The following is a 23353-nucleotide window of genomic DNA, read 5'->3' as shown; positions in this document are numbered from 1 at the left end:
TTACTTCTCCTTCGCAGAAGTGATGACGTGATCAACAAAGCCGTAGTCCTTGGCCTGCTTGGCCGTGAACCAACGGTCGCGGTCAGAATCCTTGGCGATCTGCTCCACGGACTGGCCAGTGAACTCAGCGATGAGCTCTGCCATTTCCTTCTTCGTGTGAGCAAACTGCTCGGCCTGGATGGCGATGTCCGCTGCAGTGCCGCCCACACCAGCGGATGGCTGGTGCATCATAATGCGGGAGTGTGGCAGAGCGTAGCGCTTGCCCTTGGTACCTGCGGAGAGCAGGAATTGGCCCATGGATGCGGCCAAGCCCATGCCATAGGTAGCGATATCGCACGGTGCGTACTGCATGGTGTCAAAGATGGCCATGCCCGCAGTGACAGATCCGCCCGGAGAGTTGATGTACAAGGAAATGTCCTTGGTGGGATCCTCTGCAGAAAGCAGCAGGATCTGGGCGCACAGCTTGTTGGCGATCTCGTCATCAACCTGGCTACCGAGGAAGATAATGCGCTCCTTCAGCAGACGCTCAAATACCGAATCAGTCATGTTCGGCATTTCCCCGCCGCCGTTAGCCAGCGGAATGGAATGAGTACTCATGGTGCTCCTCATGGAATGGACGTTGATGTATGGGTCTCAAGCCTAGTCATCGCTAGGCCAAGGTTGTGCCTCGGATCGGGGTTGTTCGCTGACAGCGCACGGACTTCCCGCGCCGCTGCCTTTCGGACCTTGAGGCTCCCGATCCCAGGCAACGAAAAACCTCGAATCGTTGTGCCGTAAAGGCGCCGCAGATTCGAGGTGCTTCGAGAATTTAGAGAGTCAGAGACTACTCAGAGTCCTTCTTGGTGGATTTCTTCGTGGTCTTCTTCTCTTCCTTCTTCTCGGTCTTCTTGGCAGCCTTCTTCGCAGGAGCCTTCTTGGCTGATGGCTTGGCATCCTTGTCAGCCTTCTTGCCTTCGTACTTCTTGGACTCGGACTTATCGTCCTTCTTGTCCTCAGCCTTGTCAGCAGATTCCTCAGACTCAGCACCCTCGGCAGCTGCCTCGTCGATGCCGAAGAACTGCTTCGGATCAACGTCGTTGCCGTCCGTATCCTTCACGGAAGTCTTGGCAATGTTGATAGCCAAGGACTTGCCGCGGCGAACGTCGGCAAACAGGCTCGCCAGCTGGCCGGCCTGCTGCAGCTGCATGATGAACTGATTGGGATCCATGCCGTACTGCGCAGCGGTGAAGTTGATGTGATCCATCAACTCGTCCTGAGAAACCTCAGGCTGCTCCTTGTCTGCCAGGGCATCCAAGAACAGCTGGGTGCGCACGGAATCCTCGGCAGCTTCGCGGGAGTCCTCTTCAAACTTTTCGCGGGTGATGTCCTGGGCTGCGAGCATGGCCTCGAAGGTCTTCTCGTCGCCACCGAACTGGCCGATGATCTGCTGGATCTGTCCCTCAACCTGGTCGTTGACAACAGCCTCAGGCAGAGCAACCTCAGTCTGCTCCAGAGCAGCGGCCAGAACCTTGTCGCGGATCTCTCCGGCCTGGGTGTTCTTCATCTGCTCTTCAACCTGAGTCTTCAGGGAGTCGCGCAGCTCGTCCAGGGTGTCGAACTCACTTGCCAGCTGAGCGAAGTCATCGTCCAGCTCAGGCAGCTCGCGCTCCTTGACGGAGCTCACCTTGACGGTGACCTCTGCCTCTTCGTCGGCGTGCTCGCCGGCGACCAACTTGGAGGTGAAGGTGTTCTCTTCGTCGGCCTTCATGCCAACCAGTGCGTCGTCCAAGCCCTCAACGAGGGAGTCGGTTCCGACTTCGTGGGACAGACCCTCGGTAGTGGCCTCTTCCACTGACTCGCCGTCGATGGTGGCGGACAGGTCGATGGAGACGAAGTCGCCCTTCTTGACCTTGCGGTCAACGTTCTTCAGGGTGCCGAAGCGTGCCTGCAGGTTCTCCAGCTCGGCGGCGATCGCGTCGTCGTCAGCCTTCAGCGGCGCAACCTCAACGGAGATCGTGGAGAAATCAGGAACCTCGATCTCTGGGCGTACGTCCACCTCAGCGGTGAAGGTGACCTGCTCGCCGTCCTTCAGCTCTGCGATGTCGATGTCTGGCTGGCCCAGCACCTTGAGGTCGTGCTCTTCCACGGCTTGGCTGTAACGAGAAGGAATCATCTCGTTGAGCACCTGGTCCAGCACCACGCCGCGGCCCAGACGAGCCTCGAGGATCTTGGCTGGGACCTTGCCCTTACGGAAGCCCGGCATATTAACCTGCTGAGCCAGGGCCTTGTACGCCTGATCGAACTCTGGCTTGAGCTCCTCAAAAGGAACCTCGACGGTGAGCTTGGTGCGGGTGGCGCTCAGCTTCTCTACAGAGCTCTTCACGAATGCACACTCCTGTTTTTCTTTGGTTTACAGGCTGGCCGATCTGGGCATGCCTGTGTGGTCGGCTCTCAATTTTATCTGGTCGGCAACATCCACGTCGTTGGGGGTCGCTTTTGCACGTTCTGTTGGCCAAGTAGCAAACCGTTCCCCCGCTCTCGTGCGCACCTTCGTTGGCCATATTTTTCGACGCCAACCTCGTCCCAGCCATACTTCCGTACCAAAACTCACCGGGCTCCCATTATTTCCGCTGGACAATGTGGCGCGTGTGACTAGCTGGTGGCAGTTTTTGTACAGAAGCTTGATCTACCCCAAGCGCCCGCGCCCTAAGCGCCCGCGCCCCCAGTGGCCGAGACTCGCCCAGGTCACGCACTCAGCTCGCCCCGGAAACGAGCTTGGCGTCGGAACGATAAGGACGGGAAGAAAAAGAGAATAAGAAAACCGGCCTGCCAGAATATTCTGACAAGCCGGTTGACGTTAATGGTCGGGATGACAGGATTTGAACCTGCGACCCTCCGCTCCCAAAGCGGATGCGCTACCAACCTGCGCCACATCCCGACGAGAGGGAACGACGGGAATCGAACCCGCGTCTTCAGCTTGGAAGGCTGAGGTATTAGCCACTATACGACGTTCCCGTGTCCATCACTAATCGGTGTCACCCCAAGGGGTGACCATGTGAAATGCGGACCGAAGTCCGTGTGATTTCCACGAGAAGTTACTCTACATCATCACCTCCCAAGGGCAATAATCACAGGCCCTTGAAACCTGAAAGCCGAGGTACATTGCGCAAATTGGAACGCGCCAAGTCCACCATCTTGCCCACTCCGCCTTCCAAAACCGTCTCCACGGCGGCTCGAGAAAAGCCCGCAACTTGCTCCAGAGATATCTCCGGCGGGATGCTCAACGCGTTCGGATCGGTAACCACGTCCACCAGAACCGGTCCCGGATGGGCGAAGGCTTCGCGCAAGGTCGACTCGATGTCCTCGGGGCGCTCCACGCGGTAGCCCTTCATACCGGCAGCATTGGCGATGTCCGCGTAGTTAACGAGCTCGTGGTCCGTGCCGAAGTCCGGCAGGCCGGCCACCATCATCTCCAGCTTGACCATGCCCAGCGAGGAATTATTGAACACCACGGCCTTCATCGGCAGGTCGTGCAGCTTCGCTGTCAGCAGCTCACCCAGCAACATGCCAATGCCACCGTCGCCGCACATGGCGATGACCTGCCGGTCCCGATCCGCGAACTGCGCGCCAATGGCCTGCGGGAACGCGTTGGCCATCGTGCCGTGGCGGAAACTCGCGAGCAGCTTCCGCTTGCCGTTGGGATTGATGTAACGCGCGTGCCAGACGTTGCACATGCCGGTATCGGCGGTGAACACGGCATCCTCGTCCGCGACCGTATCGATGATGTCCGCGAGGTATTCGGGGTGGATCGGCGTGCGTTGGTGGTGCTTTTTCGTATAAGCCTCGACGACATGGCTCAGGTTCTTTTCCTGCTCCACCAGCATGTCATCCAGGAAGTCCCGGTTGGGCTTGTCCTCCACCAGCGTCATCAGCGCTTCACATGTTGCTGCCACATCGCCGTGAACCGGAACGTCTACGGACGTGCGGCGCCCGATGTTCTCTCCCTTAATGTCCACTTGCGCCGTGCGGGTCTTCTCCGGCAGGAACTCGGAGTAAGGAAAATCGGTGCCCATCAGGATGAGCAGGTCTGCGTCATGGAACGCCTTGGAGCAGGCGCCGTAGCCCAATAGGCCGGACATGCCCACGTCAAAGGGGTTGTCGTAGTGCAGGTATTCCTTGCCTCCATAGGCGTGCCCCACGGGCGCCTTGATCTTTTCCGCCAGCGCCAGGACTTGCTCACGGGCATTGGCACAGCCAGCTCCGCCGAAGATGGTGATTTTATCCGCTTGGTTGATGGCATCTGCCAACTGTTGGACTTGCTCCTGAGCAGGCACCACAGTGGGACGAGCAGCGGAAATGGTGGACTGTAGCTGTGGAGCATCAACCGCTTGCTCCGAAGACACGTCACCGGGGATGACCAGAACGGACACTCCCTTGCCAGCCATCGTGGATTGGATGCCGTGCTGCAGAATCTTGGCGCCCTGCTCCGCAGAATTGGCCATCTCGCAGTAGCCGGAACACTCGGCGAACAGCTGCTCTGGGTGGGTCTCCTGGAAGAAGTGCGAGCCGATGAACTGGCTCGGGATATGGCTGGCGATGGCCAGGACCTTTGCACCGTTTCGGTGCGAATCATAAAGTCCCTGCAGCAGGTGGAGGTTTCCCGGTCCGCAGCTGCCCGCACACACGGCGAGCTTGTCCGTCATCAACGATTCCGCGCCCGCAGCGAATGCCGCCGCTTCTTCATTGCGCACGTGGACCCATTCGATGGAGCTGCGCTTGACCGCATCCACAATCGGGTTGAGGCTATCGCCCACCACTCCGTAGATCCGCTGTACCCCGTTGTTTTCTAGAGTTTCGACCAACTGTTCTGCGTACGTACGTGACACGGTTTCGTGACCTTTCCGAAAAATGTTTTGTGGGAAGTTCGTCACATGCCTTCAGCTGCACCTAGTGGCACGGTCGAGATGTTGCCGCGGAACCCGGGCGCTGCCTTGGTGGGTGTGAACGTTTTCCATGTTACGCGGAGCAAAAATAGAGGTGGACTGTCCAAAAAATGTAGCAATCTTTGCAATTTCCTAGCGTGCGCTTAGTTTTCCTCTAAAGTTCATACACATGGAACCGGTAATCATTGATCGAGTCAGCAGTGTGGAATTGTGGACCGCAATCCAATGCGCAGAGTTCTCTGGAACGGCTCGCGGGACATTCACCAGCTATGCAGGCAGGGGACGCGCTCCCAAGCCCGTCACTAAGTTCCACGGACTGACGTTGTGGAACTCCGATGACATTAAGCAGTGGCAAGAAAAGCGCACCGCCCAGCGGGGTTAAAACCTCCCAGCACGATTAATCACAGAGCACGGCTGATTGAGACATCACCACGTGGCTTAGCGTCTCAACTCATCAGCAAAATGCAGTGAGCCTAAAGCCGTTAGCCAATGAACAAAGGCGCTGAGTAGGAAAACCTACTCAGCGCCTTTGGCTTGTGCTTTTACTATTGCCCTTAGTTTTCCGGCAATGCCGGAGCGTCTCCGGTGCGCTCGTATTCAGACAGAATGTCGATACGGCGCTGGTGACGCTCTTCGCCGCTCCACGGCTGCTCCACGAAGGCATCCACGATCGCCAGTGCTTCTTCCTCGGAGTGCATGCGGCCACCGAGTCCGATGAGCTGGGCCTTGTTGTGCTCGCGAGCCAGCTTGGCGGTTTCCACGGACCACGCCAGTGCGCAGCGTGCGCCCTTGACCTTGTTCGCGGCGATCTGCTCGCCGTTTCCGGAACCGCCCAGCACGATGCCCAGGGATCCTTCGTCCTCTACAACGCGGCGTGCTGCCTCGATGCAAAATGCTGGGTAGTCATCGTTGGCGTCGTACTCGTGTGCACCGCAATCGATGACCTCCAGACCCTTGTTGGTCAGGTGATCTTTGATCACGTTCTTCATTTCAAAGCCGGCATGGTCGGCACCAAGATAAATACGCATGTCTGCAGATCTTAGCGAATAGCTTCCGAGCCGTTTCGCTTAAGCGAATTCTGGCTTGGGGTCTTCGGTGCGGGAGCGCTTCAGTTCGAAGAAGTGCGGGTAGCCGCCCAAGGTCACGGATGCGTCGAAGAGTGCGCCTGCCGTCTCGCCTTCTGGGATGCGAGTGAGCACGGGACCGAAGAATGCGCGCTCTCCCAGCTGTACTACTGGGGTTCCCACGTCGTCGCCCACCAGGCTGATGGCGTGATCGTGGCTGTCTTGCAGCTGCTTCATGACTGAGCCCTCAGCGTCCGCATCCTTGTGCGCTACGTCGAACAGTTCCGCCTTGGCGCCGATTTCCGCCAGGGTTTCCTTGATGAGCTCGTCGTAGCCGTGCGGATCCTGCTTGTGGCTGTTGCCTTCGGAGTGAATCTTGGTTCCCAGCACGGTGTAGTACGGATCCACCAGCTCTGGGCTTTCGGTGTGCAGAGCCGCAGCCACGAGTGCTGGTCCACGAGCTGCGGTCATGGCGCGCTCGTAGCCTTCGGACAGGCCTTCGCGTCCGTCGTTGAGGATGAACAGGCTCATGGGTGCGAAGTTGAGCTCAATTTCGCGGACTTTTTCTACTTCCTTGAGCCAGCGGCTGGTGACCCAGGCAAAGGGGCAGGTGGCATCGAAGTACATGGTGACGGGTTGCTTAGTAGTCATGTCAGCCACTGTAGACAAATCAGTCTCCCCGGCGCTGTCTGGCGGTTGAAATTGCTCTTCACCTGTCCCCTCAAGGTCTTGTCCGAGCCGGTTTAGTCTGGGCCGTGAGTAGGGTGTGAAACATGACTTCAACAAACCTGAATCGCCATGAGGCCGCACAGCGCGCGCAGTTGATCAGCGACGTGCACTACACCATCGATTTGGATCTCAGCGGCGGTGGCGAACCGTCCACCACCACGTTTGCTACCAACACCACCATCGGCTTTACCTCCCAGGCAGGCTCCACTTTCGTTGACCTGCGTGCCCCGGAGGTTCACAGCGTGATCCTGGATGGTCAGGACATCACCGATGCTGCCGTTCCCCGTGTTGATTCTGTATTCGACGCCACCAGCGGCATTCAGCTCCAGGGCCTCTCTGAAGGCCAGCATGAGTTGATCATCCGCGCCGATGGCGCGTACTCCACCACGGGCGAGGGCTTGCACCGCTTTACCGACCCAGCGGACGGTGAGGTGTACATGTACACCCAGTTTGAGACAGCCGATGCCAAGCGGGTATTTGCATGCTTTGACCAGCCAGATATCAAGGCAACGTATGACGTCTCCGTGACCACCCCGGACGGTTGGAGTGTGGTGACCAATAACGTGGTCGCGCAGGAGCATGGCGTCGAAGAAAACAAGACCGTGCACACATCCACGGTGGACTACCTGCTGTCCACCTACTTGATCGCATTCTGCGTGGGGCCATGGCACGTGGTGCGCGACGAATGGACGGGCACGGTGACTCCCCACCCAGAGACCTCCGCGGACGCGGCAGCAGCTGCTCGCGAGCGTGGCCAATTGACCACCGAGGGCGAAATGACCGTGCCGCTGGCGCTGTACTGCCGCAAGTCCTTGGCGGAATACCTGGATGCGGATGAGCTCTTCGAAGTTACCAAGCAGGGCTTTAACTACTACGCCGAGCACTTCGGGGTGGGCTACCCGTTCTACAAGTACGACCAGATCTTCTGCCCCGAGTACAACATGGGCGCGATGGAAAACGCGGGCTGCGTGACTATTCGCGACGAGTACATCTTCCGCTCGGCGGCCAGCCACTACCAGTACGAACGCCGTGCGGACACGATTCTGCACGAGCTGGCGCACATGTGGTTCGGCGATCTAGTGACCATGCAGTGGTGGGATGATCTGTGGCTCAACGAATCCTTTGCCACGTGGTCTGCGGCCATGAGCCAAGCAGGAGCCACCAAGTACACCACCGCGTGGGTGACCTTTGCCAACAAGGAAAAGGCGTGGGCCTACGGGCAGGATCAGCTCTCCTCCACGCACCCCGTGTTCAGCGATGCCTCGGACATCGTCACGGTGGATGCCAACTTTGACGGCATTACCTACGCCAAGGGTGCCAGCGTACTCAAGCAATTGGCCGCCTACGTGGGGCTGGAAGCCTTCTTCTCCGGAATCCGTGCGCACTTCGCTGCGCACGCTTGGGACAATGCAACGTTTGATGACCTGTTGCAGGCCTTGGAGAAATCCTCTGGCCGCGACTTGTCCGCATGGGCAGATCAGTGGCTCAAGACCACCGGCATTAATACTTTGGCGCCGAAGTTCGAGATTGCTGAGGACGGCACGTATTCCAGCTTCTCCGTGAGCCAGTCCGGTGCGCAGCCCGGCGCGGGCGAAACCCGCACGCACCGCGCGGCAGTGGGCGTCTACTCGCTGAACCAGGACAGCGGAAAGTTGGAGCGCACGGCGCGCGCCGAGCTGGACATTGCGGGCGAGCTGACGGACGTCACCGAGCTGATCGGTGCGCAGTCCGGCGATTTGGTGCTGGTCAATGACGATGATCTAACCTACGCGTTCATCGAGATGGATCAGGAATCGCTGCGCACGGCGACGGAGAACATCGACAAGATCGCCGATCCGATGCCTCGCTCTCTGATCTGGTCCGCGGCCTGGCAGATGACGCGCAACGCGCAGATGAAGGCGCGGGACTTCGTGGCACTCGTGGCTCGAGGAGCCGCATCCGAGACGGAAATGGCTGTCCTGGAACAGCTGCTGTTGCAGAGCCGGGCGGCGGTCAGCAATTACGCAGACGAGCAGTGGGCACGCACGGAAGGTTGGCGCGAACTGCGTGGCGCGTTGCTCAATGGGGTGACGTCCTCGACTGGCCAGGCACAGCTGGCCTTCGCTCGTGCTTTCGCGGGGTCCAAGCACTCTGAGCACTCCGCGGATGTCCTGCGCGTTCTGTTGGGTGAAGCTGATGCGGTCAGCACGGCTGGCCCGCTGCAAGGCAAGGCTGCACAGGAAATGGCACCTGGTCTGGAGATTGACCAAGACCTGCGATGGACCTTCATCATCGCGCTGTCCGGTGCACAGGATGCCACCGGCGAATCCGCCGAGGACGTGGAGAAGCGCATCGCTGCGGGGCTGGAACGGGATTCTTCCTCAACCGGCAGCATGTTGGCTGTGCAAGCTCGGGCCGCACTCCCTGATGCGGAGATCAAGGCACGAGTCTGGGAGGACATCACCGTGCGCGGACCAGAGCTGTCCAACCTCAAGCTGCGCCACAGCATGGCCGGTTTCGCGCATGTCGGACAAGGCCACCTATTGGACGAGTTCGGCCCGAAGTACGTCACCGTTGCTCCAGAGCTGTGGGAGGCGCTGTCCCCAGAGATGGCCTTGCGCACTCTCGAGGGCATGTACCCATCGTGGGATCACCGGGACAGCACGGATCAGGCCATCGCGGAGCTGATTGAAGCACCAGCTACTCCCGCAGGCTTGCGCCGTACGCTGCGCGAGGGACGCGATCGCGTTGCTCGGGCTAAGGCGGCACGCGAGTTCGACCGCTCTTAAGAACCGACCTCACGTGCCTCTACACTGGAGGTATCGGATCCACTTTCTCTTGAGGAGGAACCTCCAGTGAGCAACTTCTACGAGGCCGTTGGCGGGGAGCAGACGTTCCGCGCCATCGTCCACGAGTTCTACAAGCAAGTTCCAGACGATGACATCCTCGGCCCGATGTACCCGGCCGAGGATCTCGACGGCGCCGAAGATCGCCTGCGTTGGTTCTTGGCTCAATACTGGGGCGGCCCGCAGGAATTCAATGAAAAGCGCGGGCATCCTCGCCTGCGCATGCGCCATGCGCAGTTCACCATCGATGAGGCTGGTCGTGACCGCTGGCTGCAGCTGATGTCCAACGCTCTTGAAAAGATCAGCCCGGAACAACTGCCCAACGAGTACCGCGCGGCGATCTGGGAGCACATGGAGCGGGTTGCCAACATGCTCATCAATGCCCCTTCCGGTGGGCACGGCGAAATGCACCCCGGTATGCACCCGGGCATGGGCACCAGCAGTGGCCAAGGTATGACCCCCGAGACGATCCCTCACGATACACAGCACAGTTCCTCCACCAGCTCCACGCCAAATGAGCACTCGGGTTCCTAGAACGTGGAGCTAGCTCCCCATGCCATCGCGTTGTTGATCAGCGGCAGCGCGATCGCCGGATTCATCGACGCCATCGTCGGCGGTGGCGGACTGATCATGATCCCACTGCTGCTCATCGCAGCTCCCGGCCTGCACGAAGCCACGGCGCTGGGTACAAACAAGCTCACCTCGATTGGCGGCACCACTTCCGCAGCCATCAGCATGCTCCGGCGCGTCAAGGTGGACCGAAGGCTGCTGACCATCGCCGCGCCACTGGCATGTCTGTGCAGCGCAGGAGGCGCTCTGCTGGCCACCCTGATCAGCAGCGATGTGATGCGTCCTGTGGTGATCGTGCTGCTGGTGTGCGTGGGCGTGTACGTGACGTTGCGCCCCGGTTTCGGCACGGAGATCGAGCGTGCCACCACCGTCACGAAGGCCAAATGGCTGGGCGCCATCGCGGTGATCGGCACCATCGGCCTATACGACGGTTTCTTTGGCCCAGGCACCGGTACCTTCTTGATTATCGTGCTGACGGCGCTGCTGTCCCGCAGCTTTATCCAGTCCTCCGCGATGACGAAGGTCATCAACTCCTCCACCAACCTGGGCGCTTTCGTGGTCTTCGCAGTGTCCGGTCACGTCTGGTGGGCGCTGGGCTTCGCCCTGATCATCGGCAATATTGTGGGTGCACAGTTCGGCGCGCGCATGGTCATGACCCGAGGTGCTGGTTTTGTACGTCTCATGTTGCTGGTGGTGGTCATCGCCATGAGCATCAAGCTCACCTACGACCTCGTCGCTGCCTAACTTGCGAACTTGGTTGGAGCCTAACTTGGTTGGGGCACCCGAGCCAGACCGCCCGGCCGCGGCGAGTAGATCGTGCCAAAGAGTGCGTCAATTCTGATCCACGACCCAGTCACAGACACCCGCACCAGGTCGTATTCTTCCATTCGCGGGTCCCCTGGTTTGGCCGCAATGCCGAGTCCACCCAGTGCGGCGATGTGTCGGCCCGTCAGTGCTACTTGTTCTTTATCCGACGCCAACGTCACCACATCCTGCTCCAGCAAAGATCGCGCTACTCCCCCGGGCGCTGCTGCGTCTGCGTTCTCTTTGCCCATTGCAGCGTGCGCCGAACGGATCTCTCCTGCTGGAACGAAGTCCACCACGGTAAATCCCTCGTGCGGGGGCAATGAACCGGTCCACATGAAGTCCATTCCGCCGGTCAGCTGGATGGATTCCTCCGCGGCGGCCTCACCTGCTATCTCGCGAAGCTTCGCAGGCAGGTCGCGGGCAGCCACGACCGTCTCTGAGCTGACGATTCCCGGGACTCGCTGTACCAGCACGCTGTGCAGCGGTGTGGTGACGAAAATGTCCACGGCCCCTTCGGTCACCGAGGGGCGAATGCGAGCCAGCGCGTTGCCATCCATGGACAGCGCGCGTTCCACGCTGAGTGCGGCTCGCTGGTACGGGCCAGCAATTTTCTGTGCGGTCTGGGAATCGTTCGCGGTGGGGACAGTCAGCTGAGCAGTCATTCCCCCAGTGTAGGCAATGAGCCTATAACTGAATCAGCTGTATGCCTCTTGCTCTTCCTCCACTGGGATGAGGAAGAGGCCGAGGTTGGCGATATCCTGCTCCGACCATTCGCGAGACTTGCCGGTCATCATGTCCACTCCCACCATGACGGTGTCCACGGTGCACACGATGCGACTGTTGGAATCACGGCATTCCTGGCGCATGATGCAGGATTTTGTTCCCACTTGCGTGATAAAGGAGCGGACCGCTACTTCGTTCTCTCCGGGAGAGAGCGGGCGTGGGTAGTCGATGGTGGTGTGGCGGACGAAGAAGGGCGGTACGGCGATGTCCATCTCTGTGAGCACGTCTCGCAGGAAGACCATGCGGGCATCTTGAGCGAACTCGAGGTATTTGGCGTTGTTGACGTGCTGGTACTGGTCGAAGTCAGTCCATCGCAATTCGCGATGGCAGGTGTGCCACCGCGTTCCGAGTTCTTCGTGCTTCACAAAAGACATTGCTAATGAAACGTCCTTTCATACAGGAGTCGCGTTGTTGAGGTGTTTCCAGTCTTGTTATCTACTACAAGACTGTTTTAGTTAACAACATTTTTAAGTGTTATGCGCCTCCGGCATGCAAAAATCCCCATCTTTTGAACCAATGTTCAAGAAATGAGGATCGCTGCGCAGGTTTTTAGCGGGTCAGCCTACGGTGCGTCACGCGGTGTGGGCGTGCCGCATCCGGGCCGAGACGCTCCACCTTGTTCTTCTCGTAGTCTTCGAAATTGCCCTCGAACCAGTACCACTGGCCTTCTTCCACGTTGCCCTCCCACGCGAGAATGTGGGTACAGGTGCGGTCCAGGAACCAGCGGTCGTGGGAAATCACCACAGCACAGCCGGGGAACTTCTCCAGCGCGTTCTCGAGGGAGCCCAGGGTTTCCACGTCCAGGTCATTTGTCGGCTCATCCAGCAGGATCAGGTTTCCGCCCTGCTTGAGGGTCAGCGCCAGGTTCAGTCGGTTGCGCTCACCACCGGAGAGCACCTTGGATGGCTTCTGCTGGTCTGGACCCTTGAAGCCGAAGGCGGACAGGTAGGCGCGGGATGGCATCTCGTTTTGCCCGACGACAATGTAGTCCAATCCGTCAGAGACGACTTCCCACACGGTCTTTTCCGGATCGATGTTCGCACGGTTCTGATCCACGTAGCTCAACTCAACCGTGGAGCCGACCTTGACCTCACCGGCGTCTGGCTCTTCCAAGCCAACGATGGTCTTGAACAGGGTGGTCTTACCCACACCATTGGGTCCAATCACGCCGACGATGCCGTTGCGCGGCAGGGTGAAGGAAAGGTCTTTAATCAAGACGCGGTCGCCGAACCCCTTGGTCAGGTTCCTCACGTCCACCACCTGGTTGCCCAGGCGTGGAGGGGTAGGAATCTGAATTTCTTCGAAGTCCAGCTTCTTGAACTGCTCTGCCTCCGCAGCCATTTCTTCGTAGCGCTGCAGACGAGCCTTGTTCTTAGCCTGGCGAGCCTTCGCACCGGAACGAACCCACGCGAGCTCTTCCTTCAGGCGACGCTGGAGCTTCTGGTCCTTTTTGCCAGCCACTTCGAGACGCTTCTGCTTGGTCTCCAGGTAAGTGGAGTAATTGCCCTCGTAGGGGTAGAGCTTTCCGCGGTCGACCTCACAGATCCAGCCTGCGACGTGATCGAGGAAATAACGATCGTGTGTCACGGCCAGCACGGCGCCCGGGTAGTTCGCTAGGTGCTGCTCCAGCCACAACACGGACTCGGCATCCAGGTGGTTCGTAGGCTCATCGAGCAGCAGCAAATCCGGCTCGCTAAGCAGGAGCTTAGCCAGTGCAACACGGCGACGCTCACCACCGGAGAGCTTGGTGACGTCCGCATCAGCAGGAGGACAACGCAACGCATCCATGGCCTGCTCAATCTTGGAATCGAGCTCCCATGCATCTGCAGCGTCAATCTTCTCCTGCAGAGTGGTCATCTCTTCCATGAGCTCGTCGGTGTAATTGGTCGCCATCTCCTCGGCGATTTCCTCATACCGCTGACGAATCTGGAAGATTTCGCCCATGCCCTCTTCCACGTTCTGACGAACGTTCTTTTCTTCGTTCAGAGGTGGCTCCTGCAACAGGATTCCCACGGTTGCTCCGGGATCCAAGAAGGACTCGCCATTGGAAGGCTGATCGATGCCCGCCATGATCTTGAGGATCGAAGACTTACCAGCGCCGTTCGGACCCACCACGCCGATCTTGGCTCCCGGGTAGAACGACATGGTGACGTTATCGAGGATGACCTTATCGCCGTGCGCCTTGCGCACGTTCTTCATCGTGTAAATGAACTCGCCCACGGTGAACTCTTCTTACCTTTCGACATATGTGTGTGCCGTCTGTACCCACTGAACGCTGGACTAGCGCAACGCTAAACTCGCGGCATCCAGCGGGAACTCACCGGAGCTCTTTCCAGCTCCAGTGACGACGTGCATGAATTTCCCCCTTCAGTGTACGTCCTCTACTCAGGCAGTCCTGAATTAAGCATCGCCTACCGAACTAGCGCCCCGCGACAGCACCGGCGAAGGTGGAATCATCGACAGGCAATTCCCTGCCACCTGACTGCGTGGAGGCTGACGAGTTTCCATATCCTTGCGTATTGGCCGTGCTCGATTGACCATTTGCACTCCCCACAAAATATGAGTCCTTCGGCTGAGACTGCTCTTCCTGCTCCGCTTGAGCCTGTGCTTCCGCCTTCTTCTGCTCTTCTTCTTGCAATCGCCGGTGCTGATCCGCACAGACACGAGCCTCCCGCTGATTCAAATCCGGTCCCACGTGTGAGGCACGCAAGCGCAGCATGCTGCGTACCGTTCCCGCCTCAGGGCCTTCCTGCACGGTCCACGTGGACTGCAGCAAGCGACCGTAGACAATCACTGGCATTCCCTTACGCAAGGTAGCCAGCACATTGGTACCCAGGCGATCCCAGCACTGAACCTGGAAAAACGACGTATCGCCATCCTTCCACTGACCATCGCGGTTCTTGAAACTGTGGTTCGTGGCGATGCGAAACTCCACAACCCGCGAATTTTCCCCAAAAGTCTTTTCTTTGAAGTCGCTGGCGATGCGCCCAGCAATAAACATTTGTGATTGGTCCGTACTCATGACGTGGCCTCCCCGCCCTATCGATACCCCGCGCCAGGCTTGTCCCGATGCGGTTGTGCCACTCACTGTGTCACGAGCCCAGGACAATACGAGGCCGCGTCAGATCACGCCTGTGGAGACGACCAGTGTGGATTGCCCGTTATTCACAGGCAAAAAATGGGGATTGACTGGGTGGTGGGGAGTATGGCGTCGGGAAGGAAACAACACCTACACCTACTCCCGGTGACGCTGCTGACGCTTGTGCTTATCCGAATGCAGTGCGCCCTGGACCTCGTTCTTTTGGTAATCGGAGGTGTAGTAATCCCGCGTGGAACCATCTGCATTGCCGGAGGCCAAGCCCGCCAACATCTGGTTGTAGGCCTCCAAGTCCTGCTCGCCGGAACGCTCCTCCTTGCGGTCATGCCGCTCGCCTTCCCGACGATCCGAACGCGCCCACTGAATACCGTGCGCAACGGACACAATGACCAGCGGCACCTCACCGATGGCCCACGCCAGGCCGCCACCCACCAGCTGCTGATGCAATAGATCCACGTGGAACGGCAGATCCAGCGAATTATAAAACTCCTGGTTGAGAGGCTCGCTCATCTGCATCATCGCGATACCAAACCACGCGTGGAACGCAGTTACCGCAAACAGCGTCAACATCTTCACAAACGGCGACAACTGACGCGGAGCCGCATCCACACCCACGATCACCCAGTAGAACAAGTAACCCGAAATGATGAAGTGCAACATCATGAACAGGTGGCCACCGTGCTGCGGCGCCAACCAATCGAACAACGGCGAGAGATACAAGTAATAAAAACCAAGCGTGAACTGCACACCCGCCACAATGGGATTAGTCAGGAAGCGGGACACAGGGTTGTTAATGAACACCACCAGCCACTCACGAGGACCAGGTACCCCGTTGCGTCCCGCGGGGGGAAGCGCGCGCAACAGCAGGGTCATCGGACCGCCCAGCACCCAGAAAATGGGCACGGTCATGGACAGCATCATGTGCTGCAGCATGTGCGGAGCAAACATCGCCATGGAATACATGCCCAGCCCGGAGCTGGTGCACACGAATAGCAAGACGTTGCCGGCGGTCCACCACAGCAGGCGGGAAATCGGCCACTGAACGCCCCGCTTACGCACCACAAAGTACGCCCACATGTAAATGGCCTGCAACAAGATGGCGCCCACGCCAAAGACCAGGTCCAAGCGCCAATTAGTCAAAAATACGCCCAGGCTGGGCGGCTCGGTCAGGGTGTATCCCAGAAGCACGTCCTGGCGAGTGAGATCCAGCTGCTCAGGCAGCGGAGGCGGGATCCTAGACAGGGAGATAGCCACGCCCACGGCCGCAGCCATGAACAGCACTTCGCCGATGGCCAGACGGATAAACGGCTTGCGCTGAGCTTTGTCACCCTTGCCATCCGGACCGGACAACGCCTCCAGCTGCGGAATGATCTTCGAGCGCTGCATCCAACCGAAGCCCGCCAGGATCACCAACAACACGAACTTCGCGGTGATAGCCAGGCCATAATCGGTAGTCAACCAGGCGGAAAACTTCACGCGCAGGGAGGCGTTGATGAGACCAGAGATGGCAACACCGATGACCGCGCACAGCGCCAAGAAGCTATAGCGCTGTGTGATGACCGCCAGGTGAGGTCCGCGACGCTTGGCATGAGCAATCAAGGCCAGCAGACCACCCACCCACAGCGCGGACAGGATGATGTGCCACAGCAGGGAGTTCACACCGAAATCGTGATTACCACCGCTGGCCGAGTGACCTTCCAAGGCGATCGGCACCAGCGACAGGATGGACAAAGCCAAAAACACTGGCTGCCAGATCCACCGCCTCGTCAGCAGAGAAACGAATCCGGCCAAGAATCCAAAAATGGCCACCCACTGCCACGCCTTGGCCGCAGAGACCTGCTCCAGCGCCACGCCCCAGTAATCCGGCTGGATCGCCTCATTCAGCGGTGAGCCGGACACATCGGACAAGCTCAGTGGAATCATGAACACAGCACAAATAGCCCACAGGAACATCGACCACGTTCCCGTGCGAGCTGCGCGGAAACCGTCCAAGTCTAAATAACCGTCCTTACGCGGCGGGGTGCCGAGGGCAGACATCAAGAATCCGCCGACACCGAGACATGCAACGAAAGTGCCCATCGCACGTACCAACGGCAGACCAAGCGTGGTGGCCTCGCCAGGATCAGGAATGCCCAGTGCAACCAAAGAATCTGAGGTAAATGAGTACCCGATGAGTCCACCCACAAGCCCCGCCACCACCGTGGCCAAGATGTAAACCAAAGCCGGAGAGCTCATTTTTTCCGGCGATGCCGAGGTGGAAGTTATAGGCAAATCCGCTGGCTGTGGCTCGGGGTTGTCCGTCCGTGCCGCATTGGAGGTCTGATCATACATAGTCTTACCGTACCGCTCGCCCCAATGAACTCCACCTTCGTGTGCCGTGGCATACTTTATGCGGATCCCCCAGATGGACGCTTCTTGTGGTACAGCACTATGCAGCCCGCCAGTGAGCGTCCGCGTGATGGTGGGGTTCCGCGCCTCCGTAGCTCAGTGGATTAGAGCAGTGGGTTTCTACCCCACGTGTCGCGGGTTCGATTCCTGCCGGGGGCACAAATTAGACGCGAAACCTAGCGAAGCTAGCTGCGCGCTGCCATCACATTAACGACGTTATCGTGCACCCACAGAGCCATAGTCTCAGCTGCTGGCACCGCAGAACGGCCCAAGTCCGTCAGGGTGTAAACCACGCGAGGTGGGGTCTCAGGATAAGAAGTGCGGGTCATCATTCCACTGTCCGTGAGCATGGTTAGACGCTGGGACAACACTTTCTGGGAGATCCCCTCAACGCTGTTGAGAATCTCGCTGTAGCGCTTGGGCTCCTGATCCAGGGTGAGCAAGATGAGGATCACCCATTTGTCCGCGACTGCTTTCAGCAGTTTCCTACTAGCTTCATTGCTTTTCAGGAGAGCAAGAGGATCATTTTCGCGTCCTCGTACGGCCACGGCTGGTTCGTTCATAGGAAAACCTTAACATTCAATGAGCATACAGATGCAGATTATAAGATTCTTCATTATCAGGCAGCATTGCAAAGCGTGAATCTTCCGCTGATTCAAACTTCTTAAGAAGTATGACACTTCAACTACCCTTTGCGCTCAATGGGGAGAGAACCTGTCTCGGGTACAGGTAACGTGGGATAGACGAAAGTGGCGTCGGACAAAGAGAAACAACAACAACTCACCGCACCGAACGCCTCACAAACACTGCTCGCGCAACCAAGGAGAAACGGCATGTCACACGAAGGCTCCCCGGCCATTCCCGCACCTACCAGCGGAAGTTACGCGGTAGTGACGGGTGCCTCGTCCGGAATCGGGCGGGCTATCGCGCTGGAGCTCGGCAAGCGTGGACATAACCTCATTCTGGTCGCCCGCAGCACGGGGCCCATGGAAGAGGTTGCCGCAGAGCTTCCTAACGTGGAGGTTCAAGTTCGCTCCGTGGATCTGTCCCAGGCTGAGGTGCGCCTGCCGTTCCTGGACGAACTGCGCAACACGGACGTGCACATCATCATCAACTCCGCCGGAATTGCAACCTTCGGCAATTTCATCGACTTGGACTACAGCTACGAGCGCGCCCAATTCGAACTCAACGCCACTGCCCTTTTCGAGCTCACCGCTGCCGTCATTCCAGGAATGGTTGCACGAGGCGAGGGCGGCATCGTCAACGTGGGCTCCGCGGCCGGAAACATGGCGATTCCCGGCAACGCCACCTACGTGGGCACCAAAGCCATGGTCAACACCTTCACGGAGGCGCTGCACTACGAGCTCAAGCCCGCGGGCGTGAACTGCACCCTGCTGGCCCCAGGTCCCGTGCGCGAAGCCCGCAAGGAAGGCGAAGACCTCACCGAGGTTGACGATGCCGTTCCGGACTTCCTGTGGACCACATACGAAGACTGCGCACTGGACACTCTCGACGCACTCGCCAAGGGCAAGCTGCGCGTTGTACCCGGGCCGCTGTCCAAGGTGATGAACCTGGTCTCAACCTACGTCCCCCGCCGAGTCACCGCCCCAATCATGGGCAAGTTCTACTCCAAGATGGCAGCCGAGGAGGCTGAAAAGAAGTGAGCGAAAATTTGAACACTGAGAACACCGCGCGTACCAGCAGTGCAACCACCCCGAACCAGATCTCAAAGCAGGATCGGATTGTCTGGGCTGATTGCGAGATGACCGGCCTGGAACCGGACCGGCACGTGCTGGTGGAGATCGCGGTCATCGTCACCGACTCACAGCTCAACCCGCTGGACGAGGGCATCGACCTAGTCATCCACGCCTCCGAGGACGAGCTAGCGGAAATGGATGACTACGTTACCAAGATGCACGGCTCCTCTGGCCTGACCGAGCAGATCCGCGAATCCTCCATCACCGTCACAGAGGCCGAAGCCCAGGTTCTGGACTACATCAAGCAGTTCGTGCCCATGTCCGGCATGGCGCCGCTGGCAGGAAATTCCATCGCCACCGACCGCACCTTCATCACTAAGTACATGCCTGATCTGGACAATTACCTGCACTACCGCATGGTTGATGTCTCCAGCATCAAGGAACTCGCCCGTCGCTGGCACCCGCGGATCTACAACGGGCAGCCGGACAAAGGAATGTCCCACCGCGCGCTGGCCGATATCCGCGAATCCATCCGCGAGCTGGCCTTCTACCGCGAGGCAATGTTTGTTAGCCAGTCTCCTGATTCCAAGCAGGTCAAGCAAGCGGCTCAGCGGGTCACCGAGCAGTTCCCCATCGACTAGCCCGGTTGACCGCGGCCACCACCGGCCCCGGCCCTGATCACGACCACGACCACGTTGGAATAACCCCCGCGTAACTAGGTTTTTTGGATTGCGCGCAGCCGTGGTCTAACATGAACTTCGCTGCTCGTACGGCGGTTTGAAACCGTGCTGCAAAGCAACGAGCACAAATGGTGACTGTAGTTCAGTTGGTAGAGCACCAGGTTGTGATCCTGGGTGTCGCGGGTTCGAGTCCCGTCAGTCACCCCAAAGCTTCATTTCGGCGTCTCGCGCATTAGTGCACGGGGCGCCGTTTTGCATTGTGCGCACCCTAGTACGCTGGTAAGTACATTTCCTCACTCTGCGCGCGTCCGCACGCCGGTTAGGGACCTTGACTAAGCGCACACCAATCGCGAGCTAAAGAAAGGACATTCGGTGAATCAGCACCTTCCCGCATCCCCGGAACTCCAGGACGCGTTTCGCACCGTCTTCCGTGGACATCCCGCTGGAGTCACCCTGATCACCGGAACCGTCGACGGCCAGCCGGTAGGCATCACCGCCACCTCGGTGTCCTCCCTCTCCCTCGACCCGCTCGCCGTCAGTTTCTCCTTCATGAAGCCCACCGGGTCCGCAGAGCGGTTGTTGCGCGCCCATTCCTTGTTGATCCATTTTCTTTCCGACGCCCACGCCGACGTGGCCGCAGCCTTTGCCTCCTCCACCGCGGAGCGCTTTTCCGCGCAGCAGGGCTGGGTGACCGCCCCCACGGGCGAGCCTTACCTGCCCGGAGCGCGGGCAGTGATCCGCGTGAAGGTCGCGGATACCGCGCACTCTGGTTCGGCCACGCTCGTGGCCGCAGAGGTGCTGGAGGTCCACAATCTGCAGGAAACTTCGGCTCTTCTCTACCAGGGGCATCGCTTCTACAGCATTGAAAATGCGCTGCCTTTGGCGTCGGAAGAAGAACACAAACACCCCTGACCAGCCGCAACAAAAAGAACAGACCCTCGACCATTTTCGGTCGGGGGTCTGAATTATTTGACCGGAGCGGGCGCTGACCTAGCCCTGATCAGCGTTGCCGGCGCTCCAGGTCTCCCACGGGATGTTCCAATCGCCGAGGCCGTCGTGTCCATCCAGCTGCTCGCCTGTGGTGTTCTTGACCTCTACGATGTCGCCGCGCTTGAAGTTTTCGTAGACCCACTTCGCATCCGCCGGCGAGACGTTGATGCATCCGTGCGACTGGTTAGTGTTGCCGAACGCCCACGATGCCCACGGTGCCGAGTGGATGTAAATGCCCGAGTAGCTCATCTGCGTGGCGTAATCCACGTCCGTGATGTAGCCGCCCTCAGCCTCTGAGTAACCGAAGGTGTTGGAGTCCATCGTCAGGCGGTCGTACTGATCGCCGATCTGGTAGACGCCATTGGGCGTGGACCAGCGGCCACCATCGCGCCCAAGGGACACGGGCATGGTCTTGATGACCTCGCCGTTTTGGTAGATGGTCATGGTCTTATCGGAATCGTCGACGACAGCTCGCAGCGCATCGCCGATGGTGAAGCTCGCCGAACGGTCTGCCTCGCCATAGACACCGCCGCCGAGATCGTGGCCGTAGAAATCGCCCTCAACATCAACCTTGGTTCCTGGTGCCCAGTACTCCTCGGGGCGCCAGCGCAGCGTCTGGTTGGAGATCCAGTAGAACGCACCTTCGACGTGCGGGGTGGTCTTGATGCTGATGAGGTCCTCGACAGCCTTCCGATCCGTGATCGCGGTATCGAACTGGAAACTCACGGACTGCCCCACGCCGACCATGGAGCCATCCAAGGGCGAGAGCGCCGCGTTGGTCTGACCAGCAGGAGATTCGGTGGTGAACTCTGCAGTGAACGTCTCATCCTTGTTCTTAGCTTCCAAGGTGTAGGTCCGTCCGTAGCCCAGCTTTTCGCTGGCGGTCCACTTCTTGCCGTCCTTGGACTTCTTGCCTTCCACTTCCCCACCGGCTTCGTTGGTGAGGGTCACTTCGGTGAGCTTGGAATCCGAGTTCACGTCCACCATATCCGCGACAGGAGTGGAATCATCCCCGTCTTCAACGTTGGCAGTGATTGTGTCCTTGGGGGCTTCCTCGCTCTGGGCGACTTGATCCGCTGTCCCTCGGGATTCTTCACCTTCGCCCGTATTGATGGTGCAGGCTGCAACGGTGAGGGTAAGACCCACTGCCGCGACCGCTGCAGTCACGCGACGCAGAGTGGAAGCAACCGAAATTGTGGTGTGAAAACGCATTGCTCTCCGAACAACATATAGCTTGTGAAAATAGACGCAGACCTGCGCCATCATGGCCCTCAAGCGGGGCATATTCTTTGAGACCCTACTCCCCCGTCCCCGCAATGACTATATGGAAACGCCAAACGAAACCCAACTGTTATCTTATGAGAATCAGCGAGTCTTCTTCGGTTTCGGCTGGGTTGTGGTGGTCGTTTTTCGGAAGCCCGACGCAGACTCACCTGCAGCCTCCACAAAGCTTGCCGGATGCTTCTCTAAAGCCCTGCGAGCAGGCGATTTGGCACCTGCAGAGAGTGCGTATATAGTTTTTCTTCGTTGCAGAGAACACAGCGCGGTTCCGCTGCACGAATCAGTAACTGGGCTAATAGCTCAACTGGCAGAGCAGCTGACTCTTAATCAGCGGGTTCGGGGTTCGAGTCCCTGTTAGCCCACCAGTTATCTTGATCACCCTCGATCGCATCCCCGCAGGATCGCAATCGGGGGTTTTTCCATGCCTTTTGCAGCATAACTTTCACCTCAAACCACCTCTCATGGAATGAACTCCTCCGCGCAGGCATTGTAGGGAGTATGAGTTCACCTTCCATTCCACTTTCTCTGATCGACTTTGCCAACGTCTACAGTGGCGAGCGACCCGCCGATTCCTACCGGCGCAGCGTCCAGTGGGCTCAGCTTGCGGAGAAGCTGGGCTACAAGCGCATCTGGTACGCCGAGCACCACAACATGAAGTCCATCGCCAGCGCCGCCCCAGCGGTGCTGATCGCCCATGTTGCAGCTAATACTGAGTCCATCAACTTGGGCGCAGGCGGCGTGATGCTGCCCAACCACTCGCCTCTGGTTATCGCTGAGCAGTTCGGCACCCTCGGAGAGCTCCACCCTGGACGCATTGACTTGGGTCTAGGCCGCGCCCCCGGCACGGATCAGATGACGCTGCGGGCACTGCGCCGCGAGCCCTCGGCCGCAGAGAATTTCCCCAACGATGTCGCCGAGTTGGCAGGCTACTTGGGTTCGGAATCGCGAATCCCTGGCGTCGAGGCAACACCCGGCAAGAACACCAATGTTCCGCTCTACATCTTGGGCTCTTCCCTATTCGGCGCGCAATTGGCTGCACACTTGGGACTGCCGTACTCTTTCGCTTCGCACTTCGCACCGGCCGCACTGCAGCAAGCGGTACGCGTCTACCGCGAAAATTACCAGCCCTCGGAACGCCACCCGGAGCCCTACGTCATCGCCGCGGTGAACGTCACCACTGCCGATTCAGAAGAGGAGGCCGCCCGCCAAGTTGAACACGTGAAGCGCTCCCGCGTGCGCGCCATGGCTGGCCGCGGACGGACGCTGTCCGAGGAAGAGTTGGACATGCTGGTGGACTCCCCGGCAGGCGAGCAAATCCTCGGCATGCTGCAGTACTGGGCACAGGGCACGCCAGACCAAGTGCGCGCCTACCTGGACGATTTCGCCAAGCACGCGGATGCAGACGAGCTGATGGTTTCGCTGAACTCCACGTCCACTGAAGAATCGCTACGCTCAATGGAACTGCTGGCGAAGGCTTGGGAGCTGTAGCCACACGGAACTGAGAGTTGGGAGAAGACACG

19 protein-coding genes, 5 tRNA genes and 1 pseudogene are annotated in these 23353 nt (G+C 59.0%); 11 read left to right on the top strand and 14 right to left on the bottom strand.

All coding sequences use genetic code 11. The features are described 5' to 3' along the window. The 5 genes from CS919_RS09195 to CS919_RS09175 form a co-directional block, all read right to left on the bottom strand. Positions 1-597, bottom strand: a complete 597-nt coding sequence (locus CS919_RS09195) for an ATP-dependent Clp protease proteolytic subunit (RefSeq protein WP_099299179.1) — start codon at positions 595-597, stop codon at positions 1-3. Between the two features lie 226 nt (positions 598-823). After that, positions 824-2362: a trigger factor gene (tig, locus tag CS919_RS09190; RefSeq protein ID WP_099299178.1), complete on the bottom strand. Its 1539-nt coding sequence runs from the start codon at positions 2360-2362 to the stop codon at positions 824-826. 478 nt (positions 2363-2840) lie between these two features. Beyond that, a tRNA-Pro gene (locus tag CS919_RS09185) sits at positions 2841-2917 on the bottom strand. A gap of 5 nt (positions 2918-2922) precedes the next feature. After that, positions 2923-2994: transfer RNA gene (locus CS919_RS09180), tRNA-Gly, on the bottom strand. A 113-nt stretch (positions 2995-3107) separates the two neighbouring features. Continuing rightward, positions 3108-4865 carry a pyruvate dehydrogenase gene (locus tag CS919_RS09175; RefSeq protein WP_099299256.1) on the bottom strand — a complete coding sequence of 586 codons (1758 nt, stop codon included), beginning with the start codon at positions 4863-4865 and terminating at the stop codon, positions 3108-3110. A gap of 226 nt (positions 4866-5091) precedes the next feature. On the opposite strand from CS919_RS09175, the gene CS919_RS09170 reads away from it, so the two are divergent. Beyond that, complete coding sequence (locus tag CS919_RS09170; protein WP_099299177.1) at positions 5092-5304, top strand: helix-turn-helix transcriptional regulator; 213 nt, start codon at positions 5092-5094, stop codon at positions 5302-5304. A gap of 172 nt (positions 5305-5476) precedes the next feature. Here the strand turns inward: CS919_RS09170 and CS919_RS09165 are convergent, their stop codons facing one another. Both CS919_RS09165 and CS919_RS09160 read right to left on the bottom strand, forming a co-directional pair. Beyond that, on the bottom strand, positions 5477-5950 hold the full coding sequence (locus tag CS919_RS09165; RefSeq protein WP_099299176.1) for a ribose-5-phosphate isomerase: 474 nt from the start codon (positions 5948-5950) through the stop codon (positions 5477-5479). A gap of 39 nt (positions 5951-5989) precedes the next feature. Next, the gene (locus CS919_RS09160) at positions 5990-6637 is read right to left on the bottom strand and encodes a mycothiol-dependent nitroreductase Rv2466c family protein (protein ID WP_099299255.1); all 648 of its coding nucleotides are present in this window, start codon (positions 6635-6637) and stop codon (positions 5990-5992) included. Positions 6638-6759: 122 nt separating this feature from the next. Between CS919_RS09160 and pepN the strand changes: the two genes are divergently transcribed. From pepN to CS919_RS09145, 3 genes and pseudogenes are all read left to right on the top strand, one after another. After that, entirely contained in the window at positions 6760-9483 is a 2724-nt protein-coding gene (gene pepN, locus CS919_RS09155; protein WP_099299175.1) for an aminopeptidase N, read from the top strand. Between the two features lie 66 nt (positions 9484-9549). Next, positions 9550-9921 (top strand): annotated as a pseudogene (locus tag CS919_RS09150) (globin); the annotation flags it as partial. Positions 9922-10077: 156 nt separating this feature from the next. Beyond that, a complete protein-coding gene (locus CS919_RS09145) occupies positions 10078-10854 on the top strand; it encodes a TSUP family transporter (RefSeq protein ID WP_099299173.1) in 777 nt (258 codons plus the stop codon). Positions 10855-10874: 20 nt separating this feature from the next. On the opposite strand, the gene CS919_RS09140 is transcribed toward CS919_RS09145, so the two are convergent. From CS919_RS09140 to CS919_RS09120, 5 genes are all read right to left on the bottom strand, one after another. After that, the gene (locus CS919_RS09140) at positions 10875-11579 is read right to left on the bottom strand and encodes a DUF8185 domain-containing protein (RefSeq protein ID WP_099299172.1); all 705 of its coding nucleotides are present in this window, start codon (positions 11577-11579) and stop codon (positions 10875-10877) included. Between the two features lie 33 nt (positions 11580-11612). Next, the gene (locus CS919_RS09135) at positions 11613-12074 is read right to left on the bottom strand and encodes an acyl-CoA thioesterase (protein WP_099299171.1); all 462 of its coding nucleotides are present in this window, start codon (positions 12072-12074) and stop codon (positions 11613-11615) included. A 175-nt stretch (positions 12075-12249) separates the two neighbouring features. Beyond that, positions 12250-13920, bottom strand: coding sequence for an energy-dependent translational throttle protein EttA (ettA, locus tag CS919_RS09130; protein ID WP_099299170.1), 1671 nt, complete (start codon positions 13918-13920; stop codon positions 12250-12252). A 199-nt stretch (positions 13921-14119) separates the two neighbouring features. Beyond that, the gene (locus tag CS919_RS09125; protein WP_099299169.1) at positions 14120-14722 is read right to left on the bottom strand and encodes a single-stranded DNA-binding protein; all 603 of its coding nucleotides are present in this window, start codon (positions 14720-14722) and stop codon (positions 14120-14122) included. 213 nt (positions 14723-14935) lie between these two features. Beyond that, positions 14936-17128 (bottom strand): bifunctional copper resistance protein CopD/cytochrome c oxidase assembly protein, encoded by a 2193-nt coding sequence (locus CS919_RS09120; RefSeq protein ID WP_099299168.1) that lies wholly within the window; start codon positions 17126-17128, stop codon positions 14936-14938. A 142-nt stretch (positions 17129-17270) separates the two neighbouring features. Between CS919_RS09120 and CS919_RS09115 the strand changes: the two genes are divergently transcribed. Then, positions 17271-17344, top strand: a tRNA-Arg gene (locus tag CS919_RS09115). A gap of 26 nt (positions 17345-17370) precedes the next feature. Here the strand turns inward: CS919_RS09115 and CS919_RS09110 are convergent. Next, a complete protein-coding gene (locus tag CS919_RS09110; RefSeq protein ID WP_099299167.1) occupies positions 17371-17748 on the bottom strand; it encodes a winged helix-turn-helix transcriptional regulator in 378 nt (125 codons plus the stop codon). Between the two features lie 270 nt (positions 17749-18018). Between CS919_RS09110 and cmrA the strand changes: the two genes are divergently transcribed. The 4 genes from cmrA to CS919_RS09090 all read left to right on the top strand — a co-directional run bounded on the left by cmrA (position 18019) and on the right by CS919_RS09090 (position 20474). After that, positions 18019-18849 carry a mycolate reductase gene (gene cmrA, locus CS919_RS09105; RefSeq protein WP_099299166.1) on the top strand — a complete coding sequence of 277 codons (831 nt, stop codon included), beginning with the start codon at positions 18019-18021 and terminating at the stop codon, positions 18847-18849. Further along, on the top strand, positions 18846-19523 hold the full coding sequence (orn, locus tag CS919_RS09100; RefSeq protein ID WP_268803837.1) for an oligoribonuclease: 678 nt from the start codon (positions 18846-18848) through the stop codon (positions 19521-19523). The genes cmrA and orn overlap by 4 nt, the downstream gene beginning before the upstream one ends. Before the next feature lie 170 nt (positions 19524-19693). Continuing rightward, positions 19694-19769, top strand: a tRNA-His gene (locus tag CS919_RS09095). A gap of 165 nt (positions 19770-19934) precedes the next feature. Beyond that, on the top strand, positions 19935-20474 hold the full coding sequence (locus CS919_RS09090; protein ID WP_099299165.1) for a flavin reductase family protein: 540 nt from the start codon (positions 19935-19937) through the stop codon (positions 20472-20474). A gap of 78 nt (positions 20475-20552) precedes the next feature. On the opposite strand, the gene CS919_RS09085 is transcribed toward CS919_RS09090, so the two are convergent. Next, positions 20553-21764: a L,D-transpeptidase gene (locus tag CS919_RS09085; RefSeq protein ID WP_099299164.1), complete on the bottom strand. Its 1212-nt coding sequence runs from the start codon at positions 21762-21764 to the stop codon at positions 20553-20555. A gap of 358 nt (positions 21765-22122) precedes the next feature. Between CS919_RS09085 and CS919_RS09080 the strand changes: the two genes are divergently transcribed. Next, positions 22123-22198, top strand: a tRNA-Lys gene (locus tag CS919_RS09080). Between the two features lie 133 nt (positions 22199-22331). Beyond that, positions 22332-23321, top strand: coding sequence for an LLM class flavin-dependent oxidoreductase (locus tag CS919_RS09075; RefSeq protein ID WP_099299163.1), 990 nt, complete (start codon positions 22332-22334; stop codon positions 23319-23321). The last annotated feature ends 32 nt before the right edge of the window (positions 23322-23353 follow it).

The organism is Corynebacterium dentalis (genome assembly GCF_900232865.1).
Lineage (GTDB): Bacteria > Actinomycetota > Actinomycetes > Mycobacteriales > Mycobacteriaceae > Corynebacterium > Corynebacterium dentalis.
Note: the sequence above shows the minus strand (reverse complement) of the source record. Positions and strands in the feature narration are given on the sequence as shown.